The sequence below is a fragment of the Lacticaseibacillus sp. 22 genome (assembly GCF_055413445.1).
Window position 1 is genome coordinate 206,900 of sequence record NZ_JBVAYD010000002.1, and the last position, 15,168, is coordinate 222,067.

9 protein-coding genes are annotated in these 15,168 nt (G+C 47.9%); 3 read left to right on the forward strand and 6 right to left on the reverse strand.

All coding sequences use genetic code 11. From position 1 onward, the window contains the following. Positions 1 to 63 precede the first annotated feature (63 nt). The 6 genes from ACWP87_RS02260 to ACWP87_RS02285 form a co-directional block, all read right to left on the reverse strand. Positions 64 to 2,064, reverse strand: coding sequence for a glucose PTS transporter subunit IIA (locus ACWP87_RS02260; protein WP_014569199.1), 2,001 nt, complete (start codon positions 2,062 to 2,064; stop codon positions 64 to 66). A 3-nt stretch (positions 2,065 to 2,067) separates the two neighbouring features. Further along, positions 2,068 to 3,723, reverse strand: coding sequence for an alpha,alpha-phosphotrehalase (gene treC / locus ACWP87_RS02265; RefSeq protein ID WP_014569198.1), 1,656 nt, complete (start codon positions 3,721 to 3,723; stop codon positions 2,068 to 2,070). Between the two features lie 48 nt (positions 3,724 to 3,771). Beyond that, the gene (gene treR / locus ACWP87_RS02270; protein WP_014569197.1) at positions 3,772 to 4,488 is read right to left on the reverse strand and encodes a trehalose operon repressor; all 717 of its coding nucleotides are present in this window, start codon (positions 4,486 to 4,488) and stop codon (positions 3,772 to 3,774) included. A 303-nt stretch (positions 4,489 to 4,791) separates the two neighbouring features. Beyond that, complete coding sequence (locus tag ACWP87_RS02275) at positions 4,792 to 6,015, reverse strand: L-lactate MFS transporter (protein WP_014569196.1); 1,224 nt, start codon at positions 6,013 to 6,015, stop codon at positions 4,792 to 4,794. A 158-nt stretch (positions 6,016 to 6,173) separates the two neighbouring features. Next, positions 6,174 to 7,955: an ABC transporter ATP-binding protein gene (locus ACWP87_RS02280; RefSeq protein ID WP_014569195.1), complete on the reverse strand. Its 1,782-nt coding sequence runs from the start codon at positions 7,953 to 7,955 to the stop codon at positions 6,174 to 6,176. Between the two features lie 3 nt (positions 7,956 to 7,958). Beyond that, positions 7,959 to 9,677 (reverse strand): ABC transporter ATP-binding protein, encoded by a 1,719-nt coding sequence (locus ACWP87_RS02285; protein ID WP_014569194.1) that lies wholly within the window; start codon positions 9,675 to 9,677, stop codon positions 7,959 to 7,961. Positions 9,678 to 10,570: 893 nt separating this feature from the next. On the opposite strand from ACWP87_RS02285, the gene metE reads away from it, so the two are divergent. The 3 genes from metE to ACWP87_RS02300 all read left to right on the forward strand — a co-directional run bounded on the left by metE (position 10,571) and on the right by ACWP87_RS02300 (position 14,819). Continuing rightward, on the forward strand, positions 10,571 to 12,856 hold the full coding sequence (gene metE, locus ACWP87_RS02290; protein ID WP_014569192.1) for a 5-methyltetrahydropteroyltriglutamate--homocysteine S-methyltransferase: 2,286 nt from the start codon (positions 10,571 to 10,573) through the stop codon (positions 12,854 to 12,856). Beyond that, positions 12,834 to 13,706 carry a methylenetetrahydrofolate reductase [NAD(P)H] gene (gene metF, locus ACWP87_RS02295; RefSeq protein WP_014569191.1) on the forward strand — a complete coding sequence of 291 codons (873 nt, stop codon included), beginning with the start codon at positions 12,834 to 12,836 and terminating at the stop codon, positions 13,704 to 13,706. Before metE ends, metF begins: the two co-directional genes overlap by 23 nt. A gap of 288 nt (positions 13,707 to 13,994) precedes the next feature. Continuing rightward, positions 13,995 to 14,819: a PfkB family carbohydrate kinase gene (locus ACWP87_RS02300; protein ID WP_014569190.1), complete on the forward strand. Its 825-nt coding sequence runs from the start codon at positions 13,995 to 13,997 to the stop codon at positions 14,817 to 14,819. Positions 14,820 to 15,168: the final 349 nt, after the last annotated feature.

Sequence of the window (15,168 nt, forward strand, 5' to 3'; positions counted from 1 at the left end):
ACCATGTTTTCGTCATCAAACGAATGATTACTCAAGTGAACACATGCTTAACCTTATCAAATATTATTCAACTGTTTTACCTAAACGCTTCTTCTTAGGTGCTGCTTTTGCGGCATTCGCATCCGCATCTTTGTAGCCAAAAAGGTAAACCAGTGTGAATGCTGCAACCAAAGTGACAAGTGATGCAATCCAGAAAAACCAGATGTTGTTCGGATTGTGAGCCCAGCCTGGTGCTACGAATGAAGGTGCACCTAGGAAACTGCCGGTAAAACCGTACATGTTGACATTTAATAAGCCGTTGACCAAGCCACCAATTGCGGCGCCGATGCTTGAAAAGATGAAGACACGGCCATATTTCAAGTTAACCCCGTACATAGCTGGTTCGGTAATCCCGCAGCAAGCACTGATAAAGGCGGAAATTGACAGACCTTTTAAGGCCGGATTGTGCTTGGTCTTAACCCAGACTGCCAATGCACCGGCACCTTGGGCAATCATGGAAATGGATACGATCCCATTCAGCACGGACTCGGGATGTGCCGATGACAATTGCGCGGTGATGACCGGAATGACGGCCCAGTGCAATCCGAAGATAACCAGAACTTGATAGAAGCCGGCGATAATGGCATCGGAAACCATCGGCGTTAAGCTGAGTAATGCCTGAATACCAGCTGTGATGCCATTAGACAGAACCGTGATCAGTGGCCCAACCGCCAAGACAACTGTCATACCAACCAAGAAGATTTCGACTAATGGTGTGAAAATCATGCGCAGTACCAGCGGCATCCAACTCTTAATCCACGGCTCGATTTTTGCCGCCATCCACGCTGCAAAAATCATCGGGAAAATGGAATACGTGTAATTGGCAATGTGCACCGGCAAGCCGAAGAAGTTCGCGTTGATGCCCATGCCTAACACTGTGCCGGTCACTTTGCCAGCAGTGGCGATTTTAGCAATTGACGGATAAATCAGGAACGCTCCGATAATTCCGACAATAACCGGATCCGATCCGAGTTTCTGGGCAGCGGTGAAGCCGACAATGACAGGTAAGAAGTAAAAGGCTGCATCGCCCATCGCATTAATAATTTCATAAGTTGGATTTGTGGTTTTCAGACCGCCCCATGTTGTTAAAATGTTCAAAATCCCTTTTAACATCCCGCTTGCGGCTAAGAGTCCGATAACTGGAATCATAGAACCGGTAATCGTCCCGATCAACGCTTGCGCCCAGCGTTTGATCGTACCAAGCGCACTGGTATCTTTTGCCTCCGCTTGGGTTTCTTGAATGGCCTTGGCAGTTCCTTCTGCATTCGAATAACCGGGGCCGAGTTGTTTAATCACTTCATCGTAAACATCCGTCACGGCTTGGCCAATGACAACCTGATACTGACCATTCGCCCGCGCAACATCGATAACGCCCGGAATGTTACGCACGGTGTCATCATCCGGTTTTTGTTCATCTTTTAAATAGAACCGCAAGCGCGTGATACAGTGAATCAAACTGTTGACGTTTTGGGCGCCACCGACATCCGCAATGATTTGCCGCGCTGTGGCCGCATATTTGCTTTCGTTCTTCGGTGCTGCCGGTGCTTGTTCAACCGCGGCCGCTTTAGGTGTCATCACCGCAACTTCTTCGCCGCGCTTGACTTCGCCGGGCGTCACGTCCAGCTGATCAACGACTTCCTTCGTGTTGGTAATCGCGACAATGACCGTGGTCTTCTTGCCAGCTTTTTTGATTGCATCCAAGTCCATAGACCCAATCACATCACCGGCTTTAACCCGTGCATCCATCGCCGTATCAATTTCAAACGGCGCGCCTTTGAGTTCGACCGTATCAATCCCTAAATGAATTAATAACTCGGCGCCATCATCGGCTTTGATCCCGATTGCGTGCTTGGTATCGGCAATCATCATGATCCGTCCATCGACCGGTGCCGCAATTTGGCCATCGGTTGGCTCAATGCCAAAACCGTCACCCATCATTTTTTGTGAAAAGACTGGATCGGAAACATCGGTAATGGCCATCGCCAATCCGGAAACCGGCGCCATTAAGTGCAATTTCTTTGTCATTGCTTATTCCCCCTTATCTGACTGCAACAATGCAATCGTTGCGTATGGTGGCAACGTCATGGTTGCAGTTGGTGTTAAATCTGCTTCATTGGTTATCAAAACGCGTGCATGCTGGAAACGTGGCGGTAGCGGTACCGTAATGGCTTTATCACTGAAATTATTCAGTACCAGCAAGTGGACATCGCCAGCAACTCGTTCGTAAGCGTACAAGCGATCAATTTCAGTCCCAAAAGGCACATAACTGCCATCGCTGATCACTTGATACTGCTTGCGTAACGCGATCAATTTTTGATAGAATCGGAAAATTTCACCATGCGCCAGCTCAGCTTTGACATTAATTTCGCGCTGATTGGTTGGCCGCAACCACGGTGTTCCTGTGGTAAATCCGGCGTTGGCCGTGTCATCCCACTGCATTGGCGTCCGGCTATTGTCCCGCGCCTTGGCCACAATAATGGCAAACGCTTCTTGTTCGGACTTACCCGCTTTCAGTAATGCCTGATAAGCATTTTTGGCTTCAACATCGACATAATCGGCCATCGAATGATAATGCGGATCGGTCATGCCGATTTCCTCGCCCATGTAGATGTATGGTGTCCCGCGACTTAGGTGAATCGCGGCAGCTAGCATTTCGGCACTTTTAACGCGATATTGGCCAACATCACCAAACCGATTAAGCGCACGCGGCTGATCGTGATTATTCCAGAAAAGCGCTTGCCAGCCGCCGCCTTGATCTAACTGTTGACCCCAAGTGTGCAAAATGTTGCGCAGTGCCTTGAAGTCGTACGGCATTTTGCTCCACTTTTCACCGTTCTTATAATCCGTTTTCAGATGGTGAAATTGGAAAACCATTGATAACTCGTGATTTTCCGGCTTGGTATAGGCGATTGAGTTCTTAATGGTGGTCGAACTCATTTCGCCTACCGTGACGCTATTTGGATCCTGGCCAAAACTGTTGGCGGCTAGCTCCTTGATATAATCCTGAACAATCGGTGTATCCGTATATAATGTTTTGCTTTCGACTTCCGGTGGCGCATCAACCAGCTGATTTGCCTTGCCAATGACGTTGAGCACATCAAAGCGGAAACCGTGAACCCCTTTGGCGCGCCAAAAATTAATAATAGCGGCTGCTTCTTGACGGACGGCTGGATTATGCCAATCGAGATCAGCTTGGCGACGTTCGTATAAATGTAAATAATAATTGCCAGTGTCGCCAAATGGGGCCCAAGCCGGACCGCCAAACTTGCTTTCCCAGTTAGTCGGCAAGCTGCCATCTGGCTTTGGTGGTCGAATGTAGTAATAATCCTGATAGTGCTTGTCGCCAGCTAAGGCTTTTTGGAACCAGACATGTTGCGTGCTGGTATGATTGAGCACCATGTCCAACATGATGTCGATCCCGGCAGCTTTAAGTTTTTGCGCCAACTCTTCAAAATCAGCCATCGTTCCAAACCGCGGATCGATTTGCCGATAATCAGCCACATCATAGCCGTTGTCATATTGCGGCGACACAAAGAATGGGTTGAACCAGATCATATCGATGTGCAGTGCCTTGAGATAATCGATCTTTTCAATGATGCCGCGTAAGTCGCCGACACCATCACCATCGCTATCGTAAAACGACTTGGGATATAACTGATAAATAACTTTCTTATGAAACGCCATCATAACCTCCTTGTCCTTGCTTTTAACAAAAGTAAGAACTGCCAGCGTTTACGGTCGGATCCGGCGAGCAAAATCATGAAACTTAAAACGATCTGCCCGGTGACGTGATTCCGTATATTGAAACTTCGTGGTGTCCGTCAAACTGCTGCAACTGCGTACCACGACCACGACTGCAGATGGTGGTATTTTCAGATACCGTTGATCTTCTTCCGTTGCCGTTTCAACCGTAATCTCCTTGGTTGCATAGGCAATGGTCAACCCCACCGGTCCTTCAAGATAAGCATATAGTGAGTCTTTAGCCACCGACTCCGGAATCGGCGGCACGACTTTAGGATCGAGGTAATCAATATCAATGATGTCTGGCTCATTTTCCAAATACCGCACCCGCTTCAGTAGGCGCATCTGTTTGACTTCTACCGTTGGATCCACATCTTTGAACGACTTGGCTGGCAATGTTGCAAAGTGATTGGTTAAAACCACCGTTCGCGTCTGTAAGTGAAATTGCGCGGCTAATTCGGCATAACTGACCACGCCGGAAACCGGAAACACGTATTCCTGCCGGTTGATAACCGTTGACCCTTTGCCTTTTTGCGATTGAATAAAGCCATCATCCTTAAGCAGCCGCAACGCTTTACGTACCGTGTCACGTGATGCCTGATACATGTCTTGCAGCGCACTTTCGCTTGGCAGCAATGAGCCGGTAGCATATATTTCTGCTTCGATCTTATCCTTCAGATCCTGATAGATAGCATCGTACTTGCGCATTGTTTTTCCTCCAGTAACCGTTTTCACTTACAATGCTTATTCTACTTGTACGTACAGGTATGTCAACAAAAAACGCTTGAAAGCTTAAATTTAAATGTAGAAAAGCTTCACAATGCTTATATGGCAACGTTTTTAAACCAAAAAAAGATCCACATTTGTGTGTGGATCAAATTTTGCTTATTATTTCGATACATATGATTTTATATATACGGTAAGTATCATCATCGAAAACGCTCTTAAGGCCTTTTCCATTAACCATCTTTTAATGCCTTAAGTTAACCTGTACGTCATGACTACCAAACTTTATTCCGTAACATCCTTAACTTGGGTGTCCGCAAACTGGTGCCGAATACGAATCGACAATCCCAAGGCAATCAGTTCAAGGACAATAAAGATCATCAAACTGACACTATAATTGTGGAAGTACTGCTCGCTAAAGCTCAGCAGTGTTGGTCCGGCAACCCCTGCCGCTGCCCAGGCAGTCAGTACGTAGCCATGAATGGCGCCGAGTTGTTTGGTACCGAAAACATCGCCAAGATAAGCTGGAATAACCGAGAAGCCCGCGCCATAACACGACATTATCAAGCAAAGTGCGATGCCAAAAAGCAGTGGTGAACGCAAGACTAAGATACCTGCCAGCATCGCGACATCAACGATAAAGATCAGGGTGTAAGTCAGTGGGCGCCCGATTAAATCAGACAACGTAGCCCATGCGAGCCGGCCGAAACCGTTAAATAAGCCGACAACACCGACCATCACTGCCGCTGTGGTTGCCGACATCCCGGTTTGCTGCTGAGCCATGGGTGATGCGACCGCCACTAAGCCAATGCCACAGGTGATGTTAATAAAAAACATCAGCCACAGATACCGAAAAGATCGGGTTTTGACCGCTTCGTTCGCCGTCATAGCTTTTCCGGTCAGACTCACACTTTTGGCAAGATCGGCTGCCGGTACTTCATGAGGATGCGGCTTGCGGATTACCTGTGCAGATCCCAGCATAATTACCATATAAACCGCGCCTAAAACATACATTGTTGCGACAACACCCAGATTTGCAATCAGCTGCTGGGCAACTGGACCCGTCAGCATCGCCGCAAATCCAAAGCCCATAATCGCCATGCCGGTTGCCAATCCGCGCTTATCCGGAAACCAGGCAATAATCGTTGAAACCGGCGTCACATAACCGGCACCTAAGCCCAGACCGCCAATCACACCATAACCGATATAAAGCAACGGTAACGAGTGAATCTGAACGGCTAAACCGGTTAGCAAAATCCCCGAGCCATACAAGAGCGCTGCCACAGTGCCCGTCAACCGTGGTCCAAAGCGCTCAACCAGTCGGCCCATGAACGCCGCGCTCATACCTAGAAAAAAGATGGCAATGCTAAACGCAATCGTAACTGCTGATAATGCCCAGCCCGTTTGTTTAGCAATTGGACCGGTGAAAACACTCCACGCATATACCGAGCCGATCATCAAATGCAACAAAATACCGCCAAGTGCCACTAAATATCTACGCTTGCTCATTGGTTACCTCCACGATGCTTTTTTATCAGTTCAATGCCGACCATTGTTCTGATATAACAAGCGTATCATAAGATTTGAATTTAAGATAGCCACCGTAACCGTTTCATATACGAATGATAATAAAAAAGACTCCAAAAAAGTTCGGAGTCTTAAAGCTGCTATTCAAAGACCATCTGATTGTGATATAACTCGGCATAAAAGCCATTTTGTGCTAACAATTGTTCATGATCGCCTTCCTCAATAATTCGGCCGTCCCGCAACACGACGATTTTGTCTGCATTTAGAATCGTCTTCAGTCGATGGGCAATAACAAAACTTGTTCGACCCTGAATCACATTATCCATCGCCGCTTGGATCTTAGCCTCGGTCACCGTGTCAACATTGCTGGTAGCCTCATCAAGAATTAATAGCCGCGGATCAGTCAAAATAGTCCGCGCAATCGACATAAGTTGCTTTTGCCCGGCAGAAAAGACACTTTGCTCATCCGACACAAACGTATCATAACCATCTGGCAAACTCATAATGAAGTCATGAATATTCGCTTGCTTGGCGGCTGCTTCTACCCGGGCTTGATCAGCAGTCGGATCACCGAAGCGAATATTATCGCGAATAGTCCCGGAAAACAGCTGCGGATCCTGCAACACAATCCCGACATTTTGCCGCAGTGATGCCAATTTAAAATTGCGTACATCCACGCCATCAAAAGTAATCGCGCCAGAATCCACATCGTAGAACCGATTCAACAAATTCATAACCGTCGTTTTCCCACTGCCAGTCGGACCGACTAACGCCACCATCTCGCCTTTTTCGACTTTGATCGTGACCCCGTGCAGGATTTCTTTGCCCGGAATGTAACTAAAATGCACGTTATCAATCAGCAGTTCATGTTTCAGACCATCAAGGGTGCGGCCATTTTTGGGATCGACTTCATCCGGCTGTTCGCGAACTTCGGTAATTCGCCGCGCGCCGGTGATGGCCAACTGGATCATATTGAATAAGCTGGTCAACTGGACAATTGGCTGATAATATTGCTGGGCATAATTGACAAACACCACAACCATTGCCAACGCAGCCCCTTGACTCAAGGAGCCATTCAGCGCCAGCCAAGATCCGGCGAAAATCACAATCGCCGTATTCAGCAACGACAAACCCATCAACAACGGATTCAAAATGCCGCTCCAGATCTGGCCGCGTAAATTCGACTTGCGCACCGCCGCGTTATAAGGTTGGAAGCCCGCCACACTTTCTTGCTGCAACCCATTCGTAATCAGCATTTTCTGGCCGGTAATTTGTTCGTTGATATAGCCATTCAGTCGGCCAATATCGTCTTGTTGGCGATCAACCGACACACTCGCCTGATGCATCACGTAGGCAGATAACCCGATTGCGACCGGCGTTGAGGCCATCGTGATCCACGCAAGGGTCGCGTTCTGCGTAAACATCATCCAGATAATCCCGATAAACTGAGCGCCACTTAGAAAGATTTCAATCAACGCCTGATTCATCGCATTGAAAATATTGTCCAAGTCACTCGTAAACCGCGAGAGAATGTCGCCATCACTATGACTGTCAAAATAGCGCACTTTCATCCGTTGCATTTTCCGAAACAATCCAACCCGCATCGTTCCAGTGGAATAACCGCTGATTTTTGACAACAGTAAGCTCGAAATTAAGATAGAGGTCGCATCAATCACATACAGTAAGACGAAAATAGCCAACGTGTGGTTAAACGCCGCAAACGATGCCTGGGCGCGAGTCGCCGGATTCATCCACTGTTGCACATAAACGGTCAGTTCTTCAATCGCCCGCCCCATATATGTCGGCGCGACAACAATCGCCCAAGTAGAAATCGCGATTAAAATCGTCGTAATCAAAAATTCTAACCAATACGGTCGCAAATAATGCGCGTAAAATTTACCTGCGTTTTTCAAGTCTTTCATGAGCTACACCCCCTCTTCCAATGCCTTCTGGGTGGCATAAATTTCTCGATAAACCCGATTATGCTGCACCAGTTCGTGATGGGTGCCACTACCAACCAAACGCCCGTCATCAAGCACCAGAATACGATCGGCTTTAATAATGGAACTGATTTTTTCAGCAATAATAATCGTCGTTGTATGCTTCAATTCATGCGCCAAGGCCTCTTGAACCAATTTCTCCGACCGCGCGTCCAGAGCCGATGTTGCATCGTCCAAAATCAAAATCTTCGGATGACCGATCACCCCGCGCGTAATCGAAAGGCGTTGCTTCTGGCCACCGGAAAAATTCGACGACCGTTCTTCAACTTCCGCGTTGTATGTCTGCGGCAGCCGTTCGATAAATTCAGCCGACTGCGCCACCCGAGCCGCCCACTTCATCGCTGCCAAGTCAGCATTAGGATTGCCTTGCTGCAGATTTTCGGCAATCGTGCCGGAAAAAAGCGTCGAGCGTTGCAACACATACCCGACCGTCTTGCGCAAATCCGTTTCAGTGACGGCACGAACATCATGCCCGCCGACTTTAACGATTCCGGTATCCGGATCAAACAACCGCGGAATCAGCTGTGCCAAGGTCGTTTTACCGCTACCGGTCGCCCCGACGATGCCAATCATTTCCCCTGGCTTAACCGCAAAATCGATATCTCGAATCGTCGGCTTTTCATCACCTGGATACGTAAAAGTCACATCGTCAAACTCAACGGATCCGTCTAAATCGCGCTGCGGTCCATCGACAAACGTCATACTTGGCTTAGTATCCATAACCTCATGAATTCGCCGCAAAGAAACCAGCGCCCGCGATGCAAACGTCAGCATAAATCCGCCGTTGATAATGGCAAACAAAATCTGCATCAGGTAGTTGATAAAACTGGTAATGGCCGCTAAATTGCTCGGCTGACTGGTAATATTTTGGCCAATAAGCCAGATACTCAACGCCATGGCTAAATTGGCAACCAGAAAGAAGGCTGGCATCAATAATGCAAACAGATTACCGATCTTAACACTGACATCGCGCATTTCGTCACTTGATTCGGCAAATGTTTTCGTCTGGTTAGCCCCTTGCACAAATGACTTAACCACCCGCATGCCCATTAAGTTTTCCCGCGCCAAGGTATTGACCCGCTCAATTAATTGCTGCATACGGCCAAAGTATTTGCCCATATGACTAAATGAAAAGAAGCTGACGCCAAACAACAGCACCATCATCACGGCAATCACCCACCACAATTGCGGCAAAGTGACAATCGCAAGAATAACCGCCCCAATAAAGAGAATCGGAATCCGGGTAACCTGCTGGAAAAAGCCCATGATAATCTGCTGAACCTGATTGATATCATTGGTCATGCGCACAACCAGATTGGACGGTGAAAACTTCTCCACATCCGCATAAGCCAGACTTTGAATTTTGGCATACTCGTCTGCGCGTAAATCCGTCGCCACACCTAACGCCACACGTGCCGAATAGATCGTGTTGACAATCCCGCCAACAATGCCGACAATGGCTAGCCCAATCAAATACAGGCCATTGACCCAGACCGTTTGCTTATCATTTTTCATAATGGCATTCATGATAATCTGCAACAAATGCGGCTGCCAAAGCGTCGCAAAAGCCACGACAAAAATCGCGACAACCGACCAGATCGCGTCCCAACGATATTTTTTGATATATGGAAATAGTACCTTCATTTCTTTTTCCTCCGATGACTTGTCCTAATAGCTTACCGCAAAATGGAAGACAAGTCAGGGTAAATGCCCGGTTATATAGTTATCAATTTGAGTATCAATTAAGAACTTCCAACAGCAATGTGAGTGGTCACCATGTTCGAATAGTACGATAGAAAGCAAGAGCTGGCGGAGCGGCGATGGGCTCAGCTGTGAAATTGGTCTTAAGCGGAGTGATCTTCTCCGCTTTAGACCAAGGCCGAGCTTTGAAACCGCGCATTTTGCGGGTTCAAAGTCGTGCCCACCGCTCTAGCTGCGCGGTCGCCAGCCTCCACCACCGCGGAGCCAGCTCGGAGTATCGGAAATCACTTAATTAGAGTAGAACCAAGAAAAGTTGACACTTACATAACTAATAAACAACTTGACAACCACCACAATTGTCAGTATGCTAGTCGCAACATTGAAATGCGGAAAGATGAGTAGCTGTTCATTTTTTGTTTAGAGAGTGTCCATTTTGGTGAAAGGACATCTAAAAATGCCAGCGAATATGGTCTTGGTGATGCAGGTGTGCCGAGCAATGGCAAAGCACACATGGGGACGCCCATTATTGCGTTAGGTCTCACAGTGAATACTGTCGGACTGATTGAGGAAAGTTGTGTGAGCAGCTTTCAAACCAAGGTGGTACCACGGTAAGCCGTCCTTGGCCCAGACAAGCTATGTCTGGGCTAAGGACGGCTTTTTTGTTTTCAAATGTGCCGTACGCCTAAGTGACCGCATCTTTTGGCAAGGTTTTTGATAAAAGCTGACATGGTTGGCTAATTTGCACAGCTGATCAGTATTCGTTTCCACAGCACTGACTTTTAACGCGTTCACCGGTGCAGAAACCGGCTCACGCTCATTTACCTGGGAGGATTTTTATGACAACAACGATTATCGGCTACCCACGCATTGGCGAACATCGCGAATTGAAATTTGCAACCCAAAAATATTTCAAGCATCAAATTTCTGCCCAAGACTTGCAGGAAAAAGCTCAAGCACTGCGGAAAGCTCACTGGGAAACCATTCAAGCTGCTGGAATTGATCAGATTCCAACCGGTGACTTTTCATTTTTCGATAACACTTTGGACGTTGCAAATCTTTTAAACATTGTACCCAAGCGCTACCAAGACCTGAACTTATCACCGCTTGACACCTACTTTGCCCAAGCGCGTGGCTATCAAGGAGAGGCCGGCGATGTTAAAGCGTTGGCGATGAAAAAGTGGTTCAACACTAACTATCATTACTTGGTACCTGAATTCGATCACGATACCAAGATCCAAGTAACGGATTGGCAGCTTTTCGCGCAATTTGAAGAAGCTAAAGCGCTAGGCATTAACGGGCGCCCGACTTTGATTGGACCGTATACGTTACTGAAATTGTCTCGCTTCATTGATGTTGTGCCTGATGACTTTGTAGCCGACCTGATTTCTGCGTACACGACCATCATCGATCGCTTGCATCAAGCTGGAGCTGACTGGGTACAACTTGACGAACCGGCGCTGGTTTATGATCAAACCGATGCCGACCTCGCCTTATTCGAGCGGCTTTATACCCCGATTTTGGCCCAAAAAAAGGCTGCCAAAATCCTGGTTCAGACTTACTTTGGCGATTTAACCGATTCGTTTGACCGTATTCAGAAACTGCCATTTGACGGCTTCGGCTTGGATTTTGTCGAAGGATATGCCAATCTTGATCTGCTCAAACAATACGGCTTCCCAGCGCACGCCACCTTATTTGCCGGAATCGTGAATGGTAAGAATATTTGGCGGACACATTATGCCGATGCCTTGGCAACGATCAAACAATTGGCAACTATTACGGACAAGCTGGTATTAAGCACCTCGACCTCACTCTTGCATGTCCCATATACACTTCGCAATGAAGCCCATCTGAAACCTGAAGAAAAGCAATATTTGGCCTTTGCCGAAGAAAAACTCAACGAATTGCATGAGTTAGATGCCATTTTCCACACCGGCGCGGATCATGCTGCTTATCAAGCCAACGTTGCCCTTTTCAGTAAACCGCGTTATCAGGAAAATAAAGCCTTGAATGCCAAGATTGCCGCTTTGACGCCGGAAGATTACAAACGCACGCCTGAGCGCAAAACCCGACTTGCTATCCAAGCAAAAGAATTCAAACTCCCGCTGCTGCCAACGACCACCATCGGCTCATTCCCCCAAACAGCTGAAGTTCGGCGCAATCGGGCCAAGTTCCGCCGCCACGAAATTACCGAAGACGAATACACCGCCTTCAACCACAAAGAAGAAATCGAATGGCTCAGATTCCAAGAAGAAATTGGCCTGGATGTTCTCGTGCACGGTGAATTCGAACGCAACGACATGGTGGAATATTTTGGCGAAAACTTTGGCGGGTTCCGCTTTACCGATAATGGTTGGGTTCAAAGCTATGGCACCAGGGGCGTTAAACCACCGATTATCTGGGGCGATGTCGTCCGCACCAAACCGATTACCGTTGCCGAAACCGTCTTTGCCCAAAGTCAAACCGATCATCTCGTCAAGGGCATGCTCACGGGCCCAGTCACCATTTACAACTGGTCCTTCCCGCGTGAAGATTTAAGTCAAAAAACCAGTGTAGAACAAATCGCCTTAGCCTTGGAAGATGAAGTGCTTGATCTTGAAAAACATGGCATTAAAATCATCCAGATTGACGAACCGGCTTTACGCGAAAACTTACCGCTGCGCAAAAAAGACTGGTATCCGAAATATCTGGACTGGGCAGTTCCGGCATTCCGGCTGGTTGCCAGCAAAGTAAAACCGGAAACCCAGATTCACACCCATATGTGCTATTCGCAATTTGGCGACATCATTAAAGCAATCGATGATCTCGATGCCGATGTAATCTCCTTTGAAGCGGCCCGCTCCGACTTTAGCCTTTTGGATATTCTAAAAGCCACCCACTTCCAGACTCATGTTGGCCCTGGCGTTTACGACATCCACTCTCCACGAATCCCGTCTAAAGACGAAATTGTGCATATTATCCACGAAATTCTCAAGCGGCTGCCTGCTGACCACGTTTGGATCAATCCAGATTGCGGCCTCAAGACTCGCGATGTCCCTGAAACCAAGGCCAGCCTCATCAACATGGTAGCCGCTGCTAAACAAGTGCGTAAGGAACTTACTCATGAAAATCAGCCAGTGCTTTAAAGATCATCAAGTCATCTCATTTGAAGTGTTTCCCCCGCGTAAAAATGCGACGAACATCGCCATGCGCCCCATCCTCAACACTCTGGACGCGGTTAAAGCCGCCGATCCGGACTTTGTTTCCGTCACATTTGGTGCTAGTGGCAACAAACCGCACATGGGAACCTTGGAAGTGGCTAAGTTGATCAAGAATGAATTCAATCTTGAACCCGTTGCCCATCTTCCTGCTGCCCAACTCACCCGCGCCCAAGTCGATGCTGAGCTGCGTGGGTTTCAGGAAGCCGGCATTGACAACATCTTGGCTTTACGCGGCGACATCCCCAAGTCCGGACGCGTCAGTGAAGACTTCCCTTATGCCTGCAATTTAATCGAACACATTCACCAAGTTGGCGACTTTGACGTTGTCGGCGCCTGTTACCCGGAAAAGCATCCCGAGTCACCAGACGTTGTGAGCGACATTCGCCATCTAAAGGAAAAAGTCGATGCCGGAGCGAGTCAATTGATTAGTCAGCTTTTCTTCGATAATCAGGTTTTCTATCAATTCCGTGAGCGGGCAGCATTAGCCGGCATTAATGTCCCCATTGAAGCCGGGATTATGCCGGTGATTAATGAACACCAAATTGAGCGCATGGCAACAATGGCGGGTGTTCACTTACCCCCGAAGTTCGTCGCCATGATGCAGCATTTTTCCGGTAACAAGGAAGCGATGCGGGATGCCGGTATCGCCTATGCCATCGATCAAATCATTGATCTGCTGGTCCATGGCGTCGATGGTATTCACATTTACACGATGGACAACCCGACCGTCGTTAAACGCATTGCAACCGCTACTCAGACCATCCGTAATGCTTAATCTTCCAAGAGCACACACTCTGCAACCCGTTTTCTTTGCCGTGGTCAGCTAAATCCACGCAAAGAAAACGGGTTTTGTGCGCAAGCGGGAAAACGTTTAAACAACCTTCATTTCAAAATGACTCAGGATCGATGCACAGTCCAAATGATTTTTGACCAAACCTTGCCATTCTCCAGTTAGCCGAATGCTGATGTGAGACCAGAAAGAATGATTAAATTTCATTTGACAAATTGCCATAATTTCGCCATTCTCAAAGTTAACAACTAGTTAAAAAGAAAGGAGATTCATTTGTCGACTAAAAGTATCGTTATCAGTCAGGATCTTTGCGGTGTCGGTCAGGTTTCGATGGGGGTTGCCTTGCCACTTGTGGCCGGCTTGGGTTTAACGCCGTATGTCTTACCCACTGCCTTGCTTTCCAGCCACACTGGCGGACTCGGCGCGAATACCTATCTGGATCTTAGTTCGGAAATGCCCGGTATTCTCAAACATTGGCAACAGCTGCAACTAAATCCTGACGGGATCTACCTCGGCTACTTGGGCCAAGGCGCTGCTGATCAATGGGAACGTTGGCTGCCCAAGTTTCAATCTCACCTCGTCCTCATCGATCCGGTGATGGGCGATGATGGCAAACGTTATAAAGGCTTTGATTCACAGTATGTTGCTACCATGCAGCAATTAGCGCAGCGAGCCACTGTTTTAACCCCAAATGTGACCGAAGCACAACTACTGCTGGATGAACCTTTAACCGCACCTACCGATCCTAAAACGGTGAGCGCCTTGGCCAGACGTCTTTACACCCAATTCAACAGTGCCGTCGTAATCACCGGCGTGCCATACCATAACCAAGTGGCCGTTATCGGGGTGGATGCACAAGGCGGCTCACTTGCACTCGCTCAGCCAAAAGAACCCGGGCATTATTTCGGCACAGGCGATCTTTTCGCCGCTGCTTTGGCAAGTGCCTTGCTAAAAGGACAAACTTTACGTCAAGCTGCAGCGATCGCCATGATTGCCGCGCGGATTGCCATTAAAGCCACTTTGGCTACGAATACCAATCCCAAATATGGCTTGAATTTAACTGGGGTCGTTTCGGCTATTAGTAAAGAACTGCCGTAGAGATTTCGGCTATTGTGGCATTATTTTTTATAAACTAGATCCCACCATAACGCGCTGCCTAGGCCAGGAGTCTGCATTTAATAAGTGCCCTAGCCGTTATGCTCCTATGTTCCGTTTCCTGAACGCGTTGGCACACTTTTTGCTTTCTATAACGCACTCCCCGGCGCAGGAATCTGCGTATAAGGACCTTGGTCGCAATGGCCAAAGACCGGCCATCACGCCTGAGGCCACTTACACTCCGGTTTCTCCCGCGCCGGCTCGCGCTCACTTTTTTTGGAGGTTTTCCCATGCAAGTTTCACGACATTCCTTGAAAAACATTATCTTTACCGGCTTATTTGCTGCCATTAT

What these genes read in the sequence shown, in the direction of transcription:
- treC (WP_014569198.1), bottom strand. Translation starts at nt 3,723, where the DNA reads ATGGCGTTTCATAAGAAAGTTATTTATCAGTTATATCCCAAGTCGTTT.
- ACWP87_RS02275 (WP_014569196.1), bottom strand. Translation starts at nt 6,015, where the DNA reads ATGAGCAAGCGTAGATATTTAGTGGCACTTGGCGGTATTTTGTTGCAT.
- treR (WP_014569197.1), bottom strand. Translation starts at nt 4,488, where the DNA reads ATGCGCAAGTACGATGCTATCTATCAGGATCTGAAGGATAAGATCGAA.
- ACWP87_RS02280 (WP_014569195.1), bottom strand. Translation starts at nt 7,955, where the DNA reads ATGAAAGACTTGAAAAACGCAGGTAAATTTTACGCGCATTATTTGCGA.
- ACWP87_RS02260 (WP_014569199.1), bottom strand. Translation starts at nt 2,064, where the DNA reads ATGACAAAGAAATTGCACTTAATGGCGCCGGTTTCCGGATTGGCGATG.
- ACWP87_RS02285 (WP_014569194.1), bottom strand. Translation starts at nt 9,677, where the DNA reads ATGAAGGTACTATTTCCATATATCAAAAAATATCGTTGGGACGCGATC.
- metE (WP_014569192.1), top strand. Translation starts at nt 10,571, where the DNA reads ATGACAACAACGATTATCGGCTACCCACGCATTGGCGAACATCGCGAA.
- metF (WP_014569191.1), top strand. Translation starts at nt 12,834, where the DNA reads ATGAAAATCAGCCAGTGCTTTAAAGATCATCAAGTCATCTCATTTGAA.